14 protein-coding genes and 1 tRNA gene are annotated in these 17,765 nt (G+C 48.8%); 13 read left to right on the top strand and 2 right to left on the bottom strand.

The window, feature by feature from the left end:
* Positions 1-34: 34 nt before the first annotated feature.
* The 6 genes from panB (at position 35) to H608_RS0102915 (ending at position 7,105) form a co-directional block, all read left to right on the top strand.
* Positions 35-847, top strand: coding sequence for a 3-methyl-2-oxobutanoate hydroxymethyltransferase (gene panB, locus H608_RS0102940; RefSeq protein WP_028786362.1), 813 nt, complete (start codon positions 35-37; stop codon positions 845-847).
* A 34-nt stretch (positions 848-881) separates the two neighbouring features.
* Positions 882-2,405, top strand: coding sequence for an L-piperidine-6-carboxylate dehydrogenase (gene amaB, locus H608_RS0102935; RefSeq protein WP_028786361.1), 1,524 nt, complete (start codon positions 882-884; stop codon positions 2,403-2,405).
* Between the two features lie 130 nt (positions 2,406-2,535).
* Complete coding sequence (locus H608_RS23360) at positions 2,536-4,038, top strand: OmpA family protein (RefSeq protein WP_051267972.1); 1,503 nt, start codon at positions 2,536-2,538, stop codon at positions 4,036-4,038.
* A gap of 135 nt (positions 4,039-4,173) precedes the next feature.
* A complete protein-coding gene (locus H608_RS0102925) occupies positions 4,174-5,847 on the top strand; it encodes a S8 family peptidase (RefSeq protein WP_028786360.1) in 1,674 nt (557 codons plus the stop codon).
* Positions 5,848-5,958: 111 nt separating this feature from the next.
* Positions 5,959-6,405 carry a hypothetical protein gene (locus H608_RS24600; protein ID WP_051267969.1) on the top strand — a complete coding sequence of 149 codons (447 nt, stop codon included), beginning with the start codon at positions 5,959-5,961 and terminating at the stop codon, positions 6,403-6,405.
* A 190-nt stretch (positions 6,406-6,595) separates the two neighbouring features.
* The gene (locus H608_RS0102915) at positions 6,596-7,105 is read left to right on the top strand and encodes a DinB family protein (protein WP_028786359.1); all 510 of its coding nucleotides are present in this window, start codon (positions 6,596-6,598) and stop codon (positions 7,103-7,105) included.
* 234 nt (positions 7,106-7,339) lie between these two features.
* On the opposite strand, the gene H608_RS0102910 is transcribed toward H608_RS0102915, so the two are convergent.
* The gene (locus tag H608_RS0102910) at positions 7,340-9,496 is read right to left on the bottom strand and encodes a carboxy terminal-processing peptidase (protein ID WP_028786358.1); all 2,157 of its coding nucleotides are present in this window, start codon (positions 9,494-9,496) and stop codon (positions 7,340-7,342) included.
* A gap of 193 nt (positions 9,497-9,689) precedes the next feature.
* Here H608_RS0102910 and H608_RS0102905 point away from each other — a divergent pair.
* The 6 genes from H608_RS0102905 to H608_RS0102880 all read left to right on the top strand — a co-directional run bounded on the left by H608_RS0102905 (position 9,690) and on the right by H608_RS0102880 (position 16,698).
* Positions 9,690-9,763: transfer RNA gene (locus tag H608_RS0102905), tRNA-His, on the top strand.
* A 57-nt stretch (positions 9,764-9,820) separates the two neighbouring features.
* On the top strand, positions 9,821-10,396 hold the full coding sequence (locus H608_RS23985) for a hypothetical protein (protein WP_028786357.1): 576 nt from the start codon (positions 9,821-9,823) through the stop codon (positions 10,394-10,396).
* Positions 10,397-10,532: 136 nt separating this feature from the next.
* A complete protein-coding gene (locus tag H608_RS0102895) occupies positions 10,533-13,208 on the top strand; it encodes a TonB-dependent receptor (RefSeq protein ID WP_028786356.1) in 2,676 nt (891 codons plus the stop codon).
* A 241-nt stretch (positions 13,209-13,449) separates the two neighbouring features.
* Positions 13,450-14,460, top strand: coding sequence for a Gfo/Idh/MocA family protein (locus tag H608_RS0102890; RefSeq protein ID WP_028786355.1), 1,011 nt, complete (start codon positions 13,450-13,452; stop codon positions 14,458-14,460).
* Positions 14,461-14,473: 13 nt separating this feature from the next.
* Complete coding sequence (locus H608_RS0102885) at positions 14,474-15,562, top strand: glycosyltransferase (protein ID WP_245565710.1); 1,089 nt, start codon at positions 14,474-14,476, stop codon at positions 15,560-15,562.
* Positions 15,563-15,567: 5 nt separating this feature from the next.
* On the top strand, positions 15,568-16,698 hold the full coding sequence (locus H608_RS0102880; protein WP_028786353.1) for a glycosyltransferase: 1,131 nt from the start codon (positions 15,568-15,570) through the stop codon (positions 16,696-16,698).
* Here the strand turns inward: H608_RS0102880 and H608_RS0102875 are convergent.
* Positions 16,679-17,368, bottom strand: a complete 690-nt coding sequence (locus tag H608_RS0102875; RefSeq protein WP_028786352.1) for a cell division ATP-binding protein FtsE — start codon at positions 17,366-17,368, stop codon at positions 16,679-16,681. The two genes, H608_RS0102880 and H608_RS0102875, sit on opposite strands and share 20 nt — an antisense overlap.
* Positions 17,369-17,481: 113 nt before the next feature.
* On the opposite strand from H608_RS0102875, the gene H608_RS0102870 reads away from it, so the two are divergent.
* Positions 17,482-17,763 carry a DciA family protein gene (locus tag H608_RS0102870; RefSeq protein WP_028786351.1) on the top strand — a complete coding sequence of 94 codons (282 nt, stop codon included), beginning with the start codon at positions 17,482-17,484 and terminating at the stop codon, positions 17,761-17,763.
* The last annotated feature ends 2 nt before the right edge of the window (positions 17,764-17,765 follow it).

Genomic DNA, 17,765 nt, shown 5'->3' with positions numbered 1-17,765 from the left:
GCAAACACGTACTTTTACCGACTAAACTGATGCCATGTCCCCCAAAGAAGCCAAAAAAGTAACGACCAATACACTGCAGAAAATGAAAGCAGCGGGCGATAAGATCGCCATGATCACTGCCTACGATTATTCCTTTGCCCGGTTGTTCGATGACGCCGGTATCGATATCATCCTGGTTGGCGACAGCGCCAGTAATGTGATGGCCGGCCACACCACTACCCTTCCCATTACTCTTGATCAGATGATCTATCATGCGCAGAGTGTGGTACGCGCACGCGAGCGTTCACTCATCGTCGTCGATATTCCCTTTGGTTATTATCAATCCAATTCAGAGATCGCGCTGGCATCGGCCGTTCGCATCATGAAAGAAAGCGGTGCCAACACAGTAAAACTGGAAGGCGGCGAAGAGATCATTGAATCCGTTCGCAAAATCGTAAGCGCCGGTATTCCCGTGATGGGACATCTCGGGCTCACGCCGCAGTCGATCAATAAATTTGGTACCTATGTGGTACGTGCCACCGAAAACACCGAGGCGGAAAAGCTTAAACGCGATGCCCTGATGCTGCAGGAAGCCGGTGCTTATGCCATCGTATTGGAAAAAATTCCGGCTGCGCTGGCCAAAGAAGTAAGCGAGAGCCTGCACATTCCCACAATCGGCATTGGCGGCGGCCGTCATTGCGACGGACAGGTATTGGTGATGCATGATATGCTGGGCATCAACACCGAATTCAAACCCCGCTTTTTGCGTCAGTACCTCAACCTGGCCGAACAGATAAACGGTGCTATTCAACAATATATCACCGATGTAAAATCCGGGGACTTCCCCAATGATCAGGAACAATACTGATTGTCTACCTTTGCATTTCAAAATTTGAGACCATATGGATTTTTTAAAGGAACTGAACATTACTGATGTCAATAAAGGTGTAAGCACCGGCACTGCCTGGCTGGATGCAGGTGGTGACGTAATCGAATCATTTTCTCCCGTAGACGGAAAGAAAATTGCATCGGTAATTGCTGCCGACCGTGCTTCGTACGAAACATTAGTGACCAAAGCGCAATCGGCCTTTCTTGAATGGCGCACCTGGCCTGCTCCCAAGCGTGGCGAGATCGTGCGCCAGATCGGTGAAGCGCTGCGCAAATACAAAACACCATTGGGCAAACTCGTTTCGTATGAAATGGGAAAAAGCCTGCAGGAAGGATACGGTGAGGTACAGGAAATGATCGACATCTGCGATTTTGCTGTTGGCCTTTCACGTCAGTTGCATGGTTTGACCATGCACAGCGAACGCCCTGCACACCGCATGTACGAGCAATATCACCCGCTGGGTATCGTGGGGATAATTTCCGCCTTCAATTTCCCTGTAGCCGTATGGAGCTGGAACTCGATGCTGGGCTGGGTTTGCGGTGATGTGTGCATCTGGAAACCATCGGAAAAAACACCTCTTTGCGCAGTAGCCTGCCAGCACATCGTTGCCGAAGTGTTTGAACGCAACAATGTACCTGAAGGCGTAAGCGGTCTGCTGATCGGTGGCCGTGAAAGCGGCGAATGGATGAGCCAGGACGGACGTATTCCGCTGGTATCTGCCACCGGTTCCACACGTATGGGCAAAGCAGTCGGCGCTACCGTTGGTGCGCGTCTCGGCCGTGCGTTGCTCGAGTTGGGAGGAAACAATGCCATCATCATTTCCAAAGATGCGGATCTGGATATCGCCATCCTTGGTGCTTTGTTTGGTGCAGTAGGTACAGCCGGTCAACGTTGTACCACCACCCGCCGCCTGATCATTCATGAAGATATTTACGAAGATGTAAAAGCGAAACTGACCAAGGCATATAGTCAATTATCCATCGGCGATCCGCTGGATCAGAAAAATCATGTGGGGCCGCTGATCGATAAAGACGCCGTGAGAGCTTACCTCGATGCCATTGAACAATGTAAATCCGAAGGCGGAAAATTTGTGGTAGAAGGTGGCGTACTTGAAGGAGCCGGCTATGAAAGCGGTTGTTATGTGAAGCCTTGTATCGCCGAAGCACAACCGGCCTACAAGATCGTGCAACACGAAACATTTGCACCAATACTGTACCTGCTCAAATATAAAACGATCGAAGAAGCCGTGGCCATTCAGAATGGCGTTCCGCAAGGACTGTCTTCTGCGATCATGACCCTGAACCTCCGTGAAGCGGAACTGTTCCTGTCGCAACAGGGAAGTGATTGCGGTATTGCCAATGTCAATATCGGAACCTCCGGTGCGGAGATCGGTGGTGCCTTTGGTGGTGAAAAAGAAACCGGCGGTGGCCGCGAAAGCGGTAGCGATGCCTGGAAAGTATATATGCGCCGCCAGACCAATACGATCAATTACAGTACCCAGTTGCCACTGGCACAAGGGATTAAGTTCGATCTGTAAAGTATTAAGTTATAAGTAGTAAGTTTTAGGTTATAAGTATTTACGGTGATTTATGACCTAAAACTTATTACTTAATACTTATAACTTATTTTTGCGGTACAACAATATCCTGAACCCAACTGCTTATCCAATGAAAAGGATCCTGCTACTTCTCTCCTTCAGCTTAACCACTTTCCTTACAACGTCGGCTCAGTCGCGCATCGGCCTGCTTATCGGCGGACACCAGGCTACTGTCCAGGAAAAAAATGATCTCCCCGACTGGGAATCGATCAAAGGCAACTATAAGGGACGCACAGGCCTGCGCATTGGTTTTATTGCAGACATGCCGCTTGGCACTTCGCGTTTCTATTTCCAACCCGCTGTTTTCCTGAGCAACAAAGGCCGCAAATACGCGCAGGTGTTCGATACTACCGTATCACAGACATTAAGCGTAAGTTCACGCCAGTTTGTGAACTACATCGATATTCCGCTCAACCTTGTTTATAAAATTCCCATCGGGCGTACCACAAAATTTGTGATCGGAGCAGGTCCTTACCTCTCTTTTTTCTACAGCGCCAAACATAAAACGGAAACATTTTCCAAAGATGGTCAGTACACGCTGGAAGAAGACAACGATCCCGGCGTAGGCAAAGAACCCGGTGATTACAAAATATATGACTACGGTGTAAATGGAACGGCCGGTTTTGAATTTGGCCGCGTATTCCTCACCGCTCATTATGCACAGGGACTAGGCAATTTTTACAAACCTGTTGATTATACAGCCAGCCAGTTCCGCCATCGTACTATCGGTGCAACGCTGGGCATTTTCCTCGGTAAACAACCGGAGCCTGCCCCTCGCGACCAGGATAAGGATGGCATTCCTGACAAAGACGATAAATGTCCTACGCTGCCCGGCCCGGCCGCATTGAACGGTTGTCCCGATGCGGATGGCGACGGCGTTGCCGACCCTTCGGATCGTTGTCCGGCTGAAGCGGGTCCCGTAGAAAACCAGGGTTGTCCGTGGCCCGATCGCGACAAAGATGGTATTGCAGACAAAGATGATGCATGTCCTGATCAGCCCGGACTGCCGGAAGACAAAGGATGTCCTCCTGCCGACAGCGACGGCGACGGCGTTCCGGACAAGGCGGACAAATGTCCGCAGCAGGCCGGTGTAGCGCGTTATGATGGTTGTCCTGTGCCGGATACCGATGGTGACGGCATCAATGATGAAGAAGATAAATGTCCCACAAAAGCGGGCACGCGCGCCAATAATGGTTGTCCTGAGGAAGTGAAGAAAGAAGTAGTGGAAAAAATCAACTATGCTGCCGGTAAGGTGCAGTTTGCGGTGAACAAGGCCGTGCTGACGCCTGCATCGAAAAAAGTGCTGGACGGCGTGGCCGATATCCTGCGCCAGCAGCCTGAATTGAAACTGGCCATCGGCGGGCATACCAGTTCAGATGGCAGCCGCGAACTCAACCTCCGCCTGTCGCAGCAGCGCGCCGATGCGGTGAAAAACTACCTGATCTCCAAAGGCATAGAAGCGGAACGGCTGAGTGCCACCGGTTATGGTCCGGATCAACCCTTAAACGAAGGCAAAACGGCTGCAGAGAAAGCGCAGAACCGCCGGGTGGAAATGGTGGTGAGCAACCAATAGACATACATAACCGTCACATAGCTAACCAAAACCCCTGCAGTAGCCCTGCCGGGGTTTTGCATATAATGTGAAAATGTATGAATGGTATGCATTATTTTTACGTCTTTCCCAAATTTGTAGTATAAAAAATAGCAAATGAATCAGTTAACAAAACACCTCTCCCTGTTTGCCCTGTGCGGATTGATCGGCTTATCGTCGTATGCACAGAAGGAGGTTCCGAAAGGCTGGCACCTGCTGGACGCAAAAGACAGCGGCTACTATGGTATCAGCCTGGAAAAAGCCTATGAATTCGTTAAAGCAAAAAAACTGAAAAGCAACGCGGTTATCGTAGCGGTAATTGATTCCGGTGTCGATACGCTGCACGAAGACCTCAAGCCCGTGCTGTGGAAAAATCCGAAAGAAATCCCCGGTAACGGTATTGACGACGACAAGAACGGCTATGTAGACGACGTTTACGGCTGGAACTTTATCGGCGGCCGTGATGGACAGAACGTAGAAAAAGATTCTTATGAAGCTGCCCGCGTTTACCACAAATACAAAGCAAAATTCGAAGGCAAAGATCCTTCCTCCTTCAAAGGAGAGGAAGCGAAAGAATATGCCATGTGGGCCAAGGCCAAAGGTGATGTAGCCAGCAATGTGGAAGATCCCACCATGGTGATGATGATCCGCAGAACGGTGAATGAATTCAAAGCTGCCGACTCTATCGTTCGTGCAGAATTGAAAAAAGAAGAATACACCTGTAAAGATCTCAGCACTTACACGACTACCAACAAACAAGCTGCTGCCTTCCGCGACCGTTTCGTTGCGATCTGCAAAGCCAACGATACCGATGAAATCTCCAACAAAATGTTGCTTGACGAACTCGAAGGTGAAGTGGCCAAGATCGATGCGGCTGATATAGCACCAAAAGCATTCCGTAACGATATCGTTAAAGACAACTACAATGACTTCAACGATCGTTTCTATGGCAATAACAACGTAATGGTGAGCAACAGTGCTGCGCTGCATGGTACACACGTATCCGGTATCATCGGTGCTGCCCGCGGCAACGGACTGGGCATGGACGGTGTGGCTGATAACGTTCGCATCATGACAGTACGTGCCGTACCTGATGGTGACGAGCATGATAAAGACATTGCACTGGCTATCCGTTATGCAGTCGACAATGGAGCCAAAGTGATCAACATGAGTTTTGGTAAAGGATTCTCTCCCGAGAAAAAATGGGTAGACGAAGCTGTTCAGTATGCTGCCAGCAAAGGTGTATTACTCGTACACGCTGCAGGTAACAGTGCTCAGAACCTGGACACGTCCTGGAATTTCCCTACACCTGTATTCGAGAACGGCAAACGTGCAGCCAACTGGATCACTGTAGGTGCCAGCGCTCCTTTTGCCGATATCAAAGACGGAGGTCTTACGGCGAGTTTTTCCAACTATGGTAAAAATGAAGTGGATGTATTTGCGCCCGGCGTGAAGATCTATTCTACCGTTCCCGGTGGTAATACCTATCAGAACCTGCAGGGAACGAGCATGGCGTCTCCTGTGGTTGCTGGTCTGGCTGCTTTCATCTTGGAATATTATCCTAATCTCAGCGCTGAGCAGGTGAAATATGTGATTGAGAAATCATCCACCAAACCTGGCCAGAAGGCGTATGATCCGGGTACCCATGAAGAAGCGGATTTCGGTACACTGAGCCGCAGCGGTGGTATTATCAACGCTTATGAAGCCATTAAACTGGCCTCTACGTTGAAAGGTGAACGTCCCAAGACCGTAACTCCCAAAACAACGGTGAAGCCTAAGAAAAAAGCATAACCGTTTAGTTTCGGTAAAATACGTAGCCCCCGCCAAAGTGCGGGGGTTTTTATTATCTTACACCGAACAAAACAATGAACCGGCTGTTTTAGGTTCGTTAATCAAACCCGCATGATGAAGAAATATATCCTCCCCGTATTTGCGATCACGTTGTCTGGTATTGTGTTGACCGGCTGTCAATCGGGCTCGGGTAAAAAATATCCCGAGCAGGACACCAGTCTTAAAATGCCGGCTGCTGCTGCGCCGCAAACACCTTTACCTCCTGATCAGACTATCACGGCACCTGTTCCTCAACCCGCAGGAGTAACGCTGAACCCTGAGCACGGGCAACCGGGTCATCGTTGCGATCTGGCTGTGGGCGCACCACTTACGAGTGCACCGGGAGCAGCCTCTCCTGTTCCTGTACCGAATCAACCGGCTCCTGTCATTCAGCCGACAAGTTCAGCCACGCCGATCACTATCCCTGCCACACCAACTGCCGCAGCGCCGGGTACCAATCCGGAGCATGGTCAGCCTGGCCATCGTTGTGACCTGGCTGTGGGTGCGCCTTTGAAGTGAGGGAGAACAGACGTTTTAAGTAATAAGTATTAAGTAATAGGTGATAATCTTTGCGCCTTTGCTCCTTATGTAGCTTTGCGTGAAATCCTGGGTTCTTTTTCTTATTTACTATTCACCATTGACAACTGACATCTTTTGACTTTTGACCCTTCGATAAACTCAGGGTAACACTTTTGAATTTTGATTGCTTATGCTTCCTGATCTCGCAACAGTCCCCGTCTTCTATCATGGCTATATCAATAAAATAAAGCAGCAGAACCTGTTCGCGGCGCTGAATGAAAATTCAAAGGAGTTGTTTGCCTGCCTGGAAGCCATTCCGCAGGAAAAAACAACCTATAGCTATGCGCCGGGAACATGGACGGTAAAGCAGGTGGTGCAACATCTGATGGATGCGGAGCGTGTATTTGTATACCGGGCCTTGCGTTTCTCACGAGCAGACCAGACTCCCCTGCCCGGCTTTGATGAAAATGCATTTGCCGACAATGCCGATGCGGCACATATCTCCTGGGAAAGTTTGCTGGAAGAATTCAGGTTGTTAAGACGTAGCACGGAGTTGTTCTTTGCGGGACTTACCGATGAGCAGCTTCAGCGTGTGGGTATTGCAAGTGAGCAATCCTGCAGTGCGTTGGCATTTGGTTTTATTACTGCCGGGCATGCGGCGCATCACCTGGATGTGTTTAAAGAGAGGTATTTCGGATGACACAATAAGGTTACTAAATAGCGACTTCATACCTTCCCCGATAAACACCCATGGTTCGTGTATACACGAACCATGGGCAGTAGGCTGCCAGCCTGATCCAGGTCTTCATGTCCAGCCCGAATAAACATCGTGCATCACGTCTACACGAATCATGACGTTGGAACGAACTTTCATAAAAAAGCGCGGAGCCTGAACTCCGCGCTAACTTATAACTTATTACTTAAGACTTACAACTCAAAACGCCTTCTTCGGCTGTTCTTCCACAGGTTTATTGCCACGAGCCAGGTTTTGCTGGTTGATCACATCATTCACCACTTTTACCGCCTGATCAAGATATATATCCTGACGCAGGTTTTTCAGCCACTGATTGAAACGGTCTTGTTTGTTCTTGTCAGCCGCCCATTTATCAGCTTCTCCGGTCAACGGATCTACCGCAATCTCCTGCTTCAGCTTCATCAGCTTTTCTGTTTGCGATACCGTTTCACGAATCGCTTTCTGCTCTTTGCGGTATTTGTCCAGTTGCAGCGAATATGTTTTGTCATTTTCCTTCGACAACCATTGTGTATTGCGCTGGATCATGCGGAACGTGCTGTCGCGCTGCAAACGTTGTGCGCTCAGTTGCTGGATTGTTTTCAGATCATATCCGCCGTTCCATCCTGTGTAAGGAGACTTCGATATTTCGTCCCAGGGCAATGCATTTTCATCATCTTTCTCGCGCACTTTCAGGTACTCGTACTGATCAGGAAGAACAATGTCAGAACTCACCCCACGCAATTGTGTAGAGCCGCCATTGATACGGTAGAATTTCTGCAAGGTCAGTTTCACACTTCCGAGTTCGGAGTTGGAGAAAGAGAAACCATTTTTATCGATACCGATGTTGCGCTGCACCGTACCTTTTCCATAGGTAGACGTACTGCCGATGATCACACCGCGTCCATAGTCCTGGATCGCTGCGGCAAATATTTCAGAGGCCGAAGCACTGAATTCATTGACCATTACTGCCAGCGGGCCAGAATAGAGGACGCTCTTGTCTTTATCTTTCAGTACACTCGGCTTGTTGTCTTTGTCTTTTACCTGCACGATCGGTCCTTCGTCGATAAAGAGCCCGGCCATTTGCACTACATCATACAGTGATCCGCCGCCGTTGTTGCGCAGGTCGATCACGATACCGTCGACTTTTTCATCTTTCAGCTTTTGCACTTCACGTGCCACGTCGATGTAGCTGCGGCGTCCATTGGGATCGTCGAAGTGTGCATAGAATTCGGGCAGATAAATATAACCGATCTTCGAATTGCCTTCTTTGACCACCGCACTGCGCGCGTAGGTATCGAGGTCATTTTCGATCTTCTCGCGTTTCAGCGTTACTACTTTGATCGTTCCGTCTTTGCGTTTCAGTGTCAGCGTTACTTCTGATCCTTCCTTGCCTCTGATCAGTTTTACGGCGTCCGTTACCAGGTACCCGATCAGTTCAACGGGCTCGGCAGTTTTGCCTTGCGCCACTTTCATGATGACATCACCCACTTGGATTTCGCCGGATTTGAAGGCAGGGCTTCCTGTTACCACGCTGGTGATCTTGATCGTTCCTTCATCATATTGCAGGGAAGCGCCGATACCGTAGAATGTACCGCTCATTTCTTCATCGAAATAACGCTTATCTACCGGAGGGAAAAATTCCGTATGCGGGTCCATGATGGTAGTAATTGCATTGACGAAAATGCTGAACATATCATCATCACTGAATTTGAAACGATAACGTTCGAATACGCGATCGGTGACCTTTTTGGTTTTCTCACGCGCTTCTTTTTCCAGTTCCGTGTCGTTCTTTACGGTAAACCCTTCGGTGCCTTTGTTTTTCTCGCGGGCATCGAGCAGGTCTACATAACGTTCAAGCGACATGAACTTTATTTTCTTGCGCCAGCGTTCCTGGCGTTCGGCTTCTGTTTTTGTATACCCAATCTTAGCAGGGTCCATCTGCACTTCTTCATCTACATTGTAGTGAAAGGGTTGTGCGAGCAGGGAGGTTGCCATTTTATTGGCTTCTTCCATGCGTGTACGGAATACTTTTCCGGCTTCCAGGAAAAATTCCACTTTGCCGCCTTTGATTTCTTCGTCGATGCTTTTGCCATATTTCGCGCGCAGTGCATCTACATCACTTTGCAGGAAAAAGGTTTTTTCCGGATCGAGGCCGCTGATGTATTTATCAAAAACCTTTTCCGAAAACTTATCATCGATGTCCTGGGGACTGAAATGAGCTTGTGTAAGCATTTCTCCCACCATTCGCAGGATTTCTTCATACTTGGTGGGAGGGTCGGAGGTGCCTGCGCCAATGGTACGGAAAGCGACAAAAAAACCGGCCACAATTAACAACAGCACAAAGGGTAGTCTCTTCATATTCGTCAAATATTTTACTGCAGATCGCATTACCAAAAATAACACAAAAACGATGGATTTCGTGTTTTCCCAACCTTTTAACAAGGGTTTTTGCCAAAAGGTTTTAACGTGGGTTATACGGTCTAACCAACTATTTTTTAATGGATTTTATTTTGGTTTAGTTTTTTTTCTATTTTTGCAGCCTGAAAAGATGGTGGCTATAGCTCAGTTGGTTAGAGCATCAGATTGTGGTTCTGAGGGTCGCCGGTTCGAACCCGGTTAGCCACCCCGATCAAAACCCCGGATATTGCAAAGTATTCGGGGTTTTTGTTGAAATATATATCCATGACTTATTTATTTCTGCTGGTTCCCCTCGTGTCGGCTTTTCTCGGATGGCTGTTCTGCCAGTGGGGACTTACCATGCTGGTTCGTCAGCTCGTTGCCAACCGTGTGTCGCTGGCCGATAAGGCCGGTCAGTTTGCTGCGCAGCGCCTGGAAGGCAGCCTCAACCTTGAAGAGAAGTTGGCGGATCCTTCCCTGCTCGATAACGCCATGCCCGTTATCGAACAGCATATCGATGAGTTCCTCAACGTCAAACTCAAAGAAGAGATGCCGATGATCAGTATGTTTATTGGCAACAAGACCACCGACAAACTCAAAGAAGTTTTTATCACGCAGCTGCGCCAGCTTTTTCCTACCATTATGGGGCAACTGGCCGGCAACCTGAAAGAACGCTTTAATGTGCAGTCGCTTGTGACCAAAGGACTTACCGATCAGCCCGCGGCCGAATTAAAAGCCAATATCACGAAAGCATTTGCCCAACCGGCAGCGCGTATCCGCATGGCAGGCCTGATCGGCGGCCTGGCAATCGGTTTGATCAATGTGTTGCTTTTCTGGCTATTGGGTTCAGCCGCGTCCTGATTTCATCCGTTTTTTTGTCCACTCATCCTTTCATTTGGCCTGTTGGTCGATTGTCGGCCAGGCCGCAGCAGGTTCCGGTGTCTTTGCGCGTCTAATAGCCGGATTTTAACCAGTATATATCCACAACAATTGATACATGAAACAACTTCTGTTAACCTTTATTGCTCTTACACTTGCAGCAGCCGTTATGGCACAGGGTCCTGGTGGCGGCCGTCCCGGCGGCGGTCAGATGCCAACGGGGTCTTTCTACGGTAAAATCGTCGACTCGATCACCGGTAAACCCATCGACGCGGCTTCCGTACAACTGCTTCAGCAAAAATTCGATTCCGTTACCAAAACCCGCAGCGAAGTAATCGTAGGCGGTATGCTCACGCAGTCAAACGGCGACTTCCGCATCGAAGGTATTCCTGCGATGGGAAGATACAAACTCACCATCTCAGCCATTGGTTTCAAAACTTCAGAACAAACCGTCGGTCTCGTTGACATGGCCGCCATGCAACGCATGCGCGCCAACAACCAGGATGTGAGCTCATTGTTCAGCCAGCTCGATAAAGACCTCGGTAATATCAAACTGAAAATAGACGAGCAACTGCTCAACAACGTAACCGTTACCGGCTCCAAACCACTCGTTCAACTCGGCATTGACCGTAAGATTTACAACGTGGAAAAAGACCTGAGCGCTGCTGGCGGAACAGCAACAGACATTCTTAAAAATGTACCGTCGCTCAATGTAGACATCGATGGAAACGTATTGCTGCGTAATGCCAGCCCGCAGATCTTTGTCGACGGGCGTCCTACCACATTGACATTAGAGCAGATTCCTGCCGATCAGATACAAAGCGTGGAAGTGATCACCAACCCTTCCGCCAAATTCGACGCATCAGGCGGCACGGCTGGTATCCTGAATATCGTTCTGAAAAAAGCCCGCCGCGTTGGTTACAACGGCAACGTACGTGCCGGTGTAGACATGCGCGGACGTGTGAATGCCGGTGGCGATATCAATGTGCGCCAGGGCAAAGTGAACGTATTTGCCAATGCCAACTTCGGTCAGCGTAAATCGATCTCCGATGGTACCACCGACCGTTCTACCTACCTGAGCGCCGACACCACACTCATTCTCCGCCAGCACGACCGCAACATCAACCGCGGATTCTTTGCTTTCGGAAGAGTAGGCATGGATTATTTCCTCGATAACCGCAACACGTTTACCATATCCGGTACAGCCGTGCGCGGTCAGTTCAAAACAAATGTGAACAGCGATATTTTTGTCGACTCCTCTTTCCCGTCAGGCATTTCATCGGCTTATACAAAACGTTTGTCCAACAGCGAAGGCAACTTCCGCAACTTAGGCGGTGCATTGAGCTACCTGCACAATTTTCCAAAGAGCGGACATCAGCTTACCGCCGACGTTAACGTAAACAAGAGCCGCAACAACAACGAGAACATTCTCAACAATGATATCTATGCAGTCGCCGGTGGTCCTAAGACAGGATTGTATCGGCAGTTGCAAACAGGTAAAGGCACAAACGGACAGTTTACCATACAGACGGATTACACCAATCCGCTGACCGCTAACAGCAAAATGGAACTCGGTGCCCGGATGTCTCAACGCGATGTGAACAGCCGTAACGATATCGGCGTGATCAATCCGGATGGTTCCGTAACCGTACTCCCTCCCCTTTCTTCCAATTATTCCTACACCGACCGGGTGTATGCAGGTTATGGTACCTATAGTGGAAAAATGGGTGAACGTTTTGGTTACCAGCTTGGCCTGCGCCTGGAAAGCTCCGATTACAGCGGCACCGTACACACCAGTGTGCGCGATGGCAGTGCCTTCAAAGACACGTCCAGCACCTATAGCATCAGCTATCCGGTGAGCCTGTTCCCCAGTGTATTCCTTTCGCAGAAACTGAACAACACAACTGACCTGCAACTGAACTACAGCCGCCGGATCAACCGGCCTAACTTCTTCCAGTTGTTTCCGTTTACCGATTACTCGGACTCACTCAACCTGAACAGAGGTAATCCGAATCTGCGTCCTGAATTCACCAATTCATTCGAACTTTCGTATTCAAAAACATTACCGAAGAATACCAGTTTGCTGATCTCTGCTTATTACAAACGCACGACAGACCTGATTACGCGTTATCAATCACGCGAGAAAAATCCGATCACTGATTCGCTGGTATTTGTGAATACTTATATCAATGCCAATTCAAGTTTTGTCGGTGGTCTTGAATTCATTGTAAAAAACAAAATCACCAAATGGTGGGATCTTACCACCAACCTGAATGTGTATACGTCGAAGATCAACATCGATGATGAAACGATCGCTACGGCGGGACAGATCTACAGTTGGTTCGCCAAAATCAATAACAGTTTCAAGCTGCCTTATAATTTCAGCATGCAGTTGACGGGTGATTACACATCACGTACCGTATTGGCGCCCGGTGGTTCATCCAGCAGTGGTGGCGGCGGTCGTATGGGCGGATTCGGCCAGGTATCCAGCGGCAACGCACAGGGATATTCCAAACCCACTTATGGTGTGGATGCTGCGTTGAAATATGAATTCATGAAGAACAAAGTGGCCTCGCTCACGCTGAGTGCATCGGATATCTTCCGCACGCGGGTGAGTGATATCTATACGATGTCTGAAAGTTTCGACCAGCATGTAGTGCGTGTTCGTGATCAGCAATTCTTCCGCCTGAACTTCTCTTATCGTTTTGGCAAATTCGATATGTCGCTGTTCAAAAGAAAGAATACACGCGGCGACCAGGAAAATATGCAAAACAGCATGCAGGGAGCCCAGTAAGGCATAAGGCCCGACACTTCGGGCTAAGGTTATAAGTTTTAAGTAACAAGTGTTGTCTAAGTCATGGTTCGTGTATACACGAACCATGGTTGTTGTAGAACCGACGCCCCATTCACCCATTGACTTATTGCCTTATTGAAAATAATCCCCTGCCGCGCAGGGGATTATTTTATTGCCGATTCACTCCCGAGGCTTCGGGATGACGATTGACGGTTCACTATTGCTTATCTTTGCCCCCTTTATGCAGCAACCGCTTCGCTTTGGAATAATCGGCTGTGGCAAGATCGCTCCCCGGCATGCCGCGCAGGCTGTCCTTCACGGACGGTTGACGGCCGTATGTGATATTATTCCGGAGCGTGCGCAGGCACTCGCGCAACCCTATAATGCGCAGGCTTTTTTTTCTGTAGATGAAATGCTGCAGGCCGGACTCTGCGATGTCATCGCGGTCTGTTCCCCTAATGGATTGCACAGTACACACACCATTGCTGCACTGGAGGCCGGATGTCATGTGCTTTGCGAAAAGCCGCTGAGCATTTCCACTGCCGACGCCCTGCAAATGGAAAAAACGGCGATCGCGGCCGGCAGGAAATTATTTGTTGTAAAATCGACGAGGTACAATCCCGCACTGGCCGCCTTAAAAGAACTGATCCGCAACGGTTCCCTGGGCGAACTGCTGAGTTTTCAGCTTACCTGCCTTTGGAACCGCCCCGCCGCTTATTATGCCAACAGTTGGAAAGGCCGGCTCGATATGGACGGGGGCACTTTGTTTACACAATTCAGTCACTATATCGACGCCCTGCTCTGGCTCACCGACGATGAACTTACCGCTGCAAGCGGATACCGCCGCAACCACTGTCACCAGGAAGAAATAGAATTTGAAGACGAAGGCATTGCCGCCGTACAACTTTCCAAAGGTGTATGGGGCGGCATCACCTGGTCGGTGAACAGCTTTCGCAAAAACATGGAAGTATCGCTGAGTCTATTGGGCACAAAAGGCAGCGTGCGCATCGGAGGCGAATACATGAATCGCGTGGAATATCAGCTATTGGAACAAGGATCACTTGATATTGCTGAAAGCGGCGGCCCGAATGATTACGGCGCTTACCAGGGTTCGATGAGCAATCATGATCATGTTTATCTCAACCTGGTAAAAGCGCTTGCCGACGGAGAACATCCATTTGCCAATGCAAAAGATGGTATACGTACCGTCAGTGCCATCGAGACAATATATAAATCCCTTTCTTTACGTTGACCACCATTTTACGTTGAAAAAAATCTATTTCACCGTTACGAATGACCTCAGCTTTGACCAGCGCATGCACCGCATCTGTTCGGCGCTTGCATCGCATGGGTACGAGGTAACGCTGGTGGGCCGCAACTTGCCCACATCACTTCCTTTAAAAGAACGGTCATTCGCCCAGAAAAGACTGCCCTGCTTTTTTAAGCGCGGCAAAGCGTTTTACGCAGAATACAATCTTCGTCTCTTCTTCTTTTTACTGTTCCGGCGCATGCATATCATCTGCGCCATCGACCTCGATACCATCGTTCCCTGTTTGCTGATATCGAAAATAAAACGCGCTCGACGCGTATATGATGCACATGAATTGTTTACGGAGTTGAAGGAAGTGGTAACACGACCCCGCGTTCATAAAATGTGGACGAAGATTGAACGCTGGGCAGTATCGCAATTCAAAAATGGTTATACGGTATGTCAAAGTATTGCCGAAGAATTTCAGCGCCGATACGGCGTGCAATATGATGTAATAAGAAATGTGCCGGTGAAACGTATATTAGCTGCTACACAACTTCCCTCCTCGCCTTTCCTGCTTTATTCCGGTGCCGTCAATGAAGCCCGCGGATTTGAGTACCTGATCCCGGCGTTGAAACATATTCGCCTGCCCCTGGTGGTTTGTGGTGATGGTAATTTTATGCCGCAGCTAAAAAAACTGGTCACAGAGCATGGTGTGGAAGAAAAAGTAACCTTGCTCGGCATGTTGCCGCCCGATCAACTATGGGAAATCACCCGGCAGGCAACAATCGGCATCGGTATTGCCGAAAACGAGGGCCTGAATCAGTATTACGCACTTCCCAATAAATTTTTTGACTACATCCAGGCGGGTTTGCCGCAGGTGACAATGGATTTTCCCGAATACCGCCGCATCAATGATGAATATGAAATAGCGGTGCTGATTACCGACCTGAAAACAGATACGATTGCGGCCGCCCTGAACAATTTACAGGAAGACGTTGTTTTATATACTAAGCTGAAAGACAACTGCCTGAAAGCCAGAGAAGTGTTAAACTGGGAACAGGAGTCGAAAAAATTGCTAACCTTTTACGAAACATTGAGTTGACCACGTTGAAACGTTACCTACATATTGTGTGCCTGGACGTGCCGTTTCCTGCCGATTATGGCGGGGCGATTGATATGTTCAACCGGATCAAAGCCTTTCATAAACAGGGAATCGGTATTCATCTGCATTATTTCTGCTACAATGACCGCGGCACCCCGAATGAGCTGAACCAATTCTGCGAATCCATCAGTGTGTACGACCGCAAGTCTTTGAAAGAAGGTTTCTCTTTTTCACAACCCTTTATTGTCGGTTCGCGTGTCAACGATAAACTGATCGACAATCTTCAACAGGATCAGCATCCGATTTTAATAGAAGGCATTCATTGCACCGGCATTCTCCCGTTCCTGGACCTGTCGGTGCGAAAAGTGGTCGTGCGGGTACATAATGAAGAAAGTCTTTATTACAAGGAACTCGCGCGTTCGTCTTTCAACCCGTTGAAGAAAATGTATTTCAGCCATGAAAGTCATTTGCTGAAAAAATATTCAAAGGGCTTGCCGCATGAGGCACTTTATGCCTGCATCACGGAGTCGGACAAAGCTATTCTTCAGCAAAAATATGACTTGCCGAATGTGCGGTTTATTCCCGCATTTCCAAGCTGGCAGGAAGTAACCGGTGAAGAAGGAATTGGTAATCTTTGCCTTTACCACGGCAATCTTTCCGTTCCGGAAAATGAGGAGGCCGCCTTGTGGTTGTTGTGCCGTGTGTTTACCAAGATCCGTGTACCGCTGGTCATTGCCGGCAAAAAACCTTCGAAACGTTTACAAAAAGCTGCGCATCTCTGTCAGCATACCTGTCTTGTTTCCAATCCGACGGAAACGGAAATGAATGACCTGGTCAGGAAGGCCCATATTCATGTGCTTCCCAGTTTCAATAAAAACATTACAGGTATCCGTCTCAAATTATTGCATGCATTGTTCCAGGGACGCCATTGCGTGGTGAATGCACCGATGGTGGAAGGAACGGGGCTCGAACCGGCTTGTCATATCGGCTCCAATGCCAATGCCTTTGCCGCCATCATTGCACAGCTCTATCACCAGCCTTTTTCAGAGGAAGAAATCCGTTTGCGCAAATCGTTGCTTGCCCATACCTACGACAACGATCAGAATGCCCAATCGCTTATTCAATGGCTATGGTAGCATTGTCTATCACGCGGCCACGTTCGGTGCGGATCATGCGTGCCGGAAATTTCTGCACAACAATATAGTCATGCGTTGCCATTACTACGGCCGTATTGAAATCGCGTGAGATATGGAACAACAGGTTCATGATCTCGTCGGAGGTTTCCGGATCGAGGTTACCTGTCGGTTCGTCTGCGAGAATGAGTTTGGGTGAATTGAGCAATGCACGTGCGATATCGATACGCTGTTGCTCACCGCCGCTGAGTTCAAAAGGCATTTTGAAACCTTTGGCCTTCAGTCCGACCTTATCCAGTACGTCGGCAATTTTTTCATCCATCAGTTTATCGTCGGTCCAGCCGGTGGCGCGAAGCACAAACTTCAGGTTATCGTTTACATTCCGGTCTGTGAGCAATTGGAAATCCTGGAACACCACGCCCATTTTACGGCGCAGAAAAGGAACTTTTTTCCAATCGAGCTGGCGGAGCGAAAATCCGGCCACCGTACCTTCGCCTTCCTTCAGCAGCAGTTCACCGTACAGGGTTTTGAGCAAACTCGACTTACCCGAACCTGTTTTACCTACGAGATAAACGAATTCTCCCGCATTTACGCGGAGATTAACGTCCTGTAAGATCAGATTGTCGCCCTGATAAATATTTACGTGCTGCAGATCAATGATAGCGTCGGCCATACGGTGATTATTATATAGTTGCAAAATAACGCATTCTTTCGCTTCAAAAAACCTAAATATCTGTCTCGGGCCTCCCGGGCCGATTTCGTACTTTTGTAAAACAATTTTTATCCATGGGTGAATTCTCTATCGGCGACGCCATGCAACTGTTCCTGAATAAAAGCCCCCTCAAGGGTGATATCCAGGCTATGCAGATACACGACGTATGGGAGGAAATCATGGGAAAAACCGTCGCCCGGTATACAGAGAAATTGCAGTTATTCGGAGGAAAACTCATCATTACCACCTCTGTGGCGCCGCTCAAGCAGGAATTACTTTATCAGCGGGAAAATATCATCCGCCGTGTAAATGAAGTGATGGGACGGAAAATGGTCACCGAAGTGATCATCCAATGATC

This window comes from Terrimonas ferruginea DSM 30193 (assembly GCF_000425585.1).
In the GTDB taxonomy this organism is placed as follows: domain Bacteria; phylum Bacteroidota; class Bacteroidia; order Chitinophagales; family Chitinophagaceae; genus Terrimonas; species Terrimonas ferruginea.
The sequence above is the reverse complement of the archived record's forward strand: the minus strand, read 5'-3'. Positions and strand labels throughout refer to the sequence as shown.

Coding starts and splice junctions, on each gene's coding strand:
- panB (WP_028786362.1), top strand. CDS start 35: ATGTCCCCCAAAGAAGCCAAAAAAGTAACGACCAATACACTGCAGAAA.
- amaB (WP_028786361.1), top strand. CDS start 882: ATGGATTTTTTAAAGGAACTGAACATTACTGATGTCAATAAAGGTGTA.
- H608_RS23360 (WP_051267972.1), top strand. CDS start 2,536: ATGAAAAGGATCCTGCTACTTCTCTCCTTCAGCTTAACCACTTTCCTT.
- H608_RS0102925 (WP_028786360.1), top strand. CDS start 4,174: ATGAATCAGTTAACAAAACACCTCTCCCTGTTTGCCCTGTGCGGATTG.
- H608_RS24600 (WP_051267969.1), top strand. CDS start 5,959: ATGATGAAGAAATATATCCTCCCCGTATTTGCGATCACGTTGTCTGGT.
- H608_RS0102915 (WP_028786359.1), top strand. CDS start 6,596: ATGCTTCCTGATCTCGCAACAGTCCCCGTCTTCTATCATGGCTATATC.
- H608_RS0102910 (WP_028786358.1), bottom strand. CDS start 9,496: ATGAAGAGACTACCCTTTGTGCTGTTGTTAATTGTGGCCGGTTTTTTT.
- H608_RS23985 (WP_028786357.1), top strand. CDS start 9,821: ATGACTTATTTATTTCTGCTGGTTCCCCTCGTGTCGGCTTTTCTCGGA.
- H608_RS0102895 (WP_028786356.1), top strand. CDS start 10,533: ATGAAACAACTTCTGTTAACCTTTATTGCTCTTACACTTGCAGCAGCC.
- H608_RS0102890 (WP_028786355.1), top strand. CDS start 13,450: ATGCAGCAACCGCTTCGCTTTGGAATAATCGGCTGTGGCAAGATCGCT.
- H608_RS0102875 (WP_028786352.1), bottom strand. CDS start 17,368: ATGGCCGACGCTATCATTGATCTGCAGCACGTAAATATTTATCAGGGC.
- H608_RS0102870 (WP_028786351.1), top strand. CDS start 17,482: ATGGGTGAATTCTCTATCGGCGACGCCATGCAACTGTTCCTGAATAAA.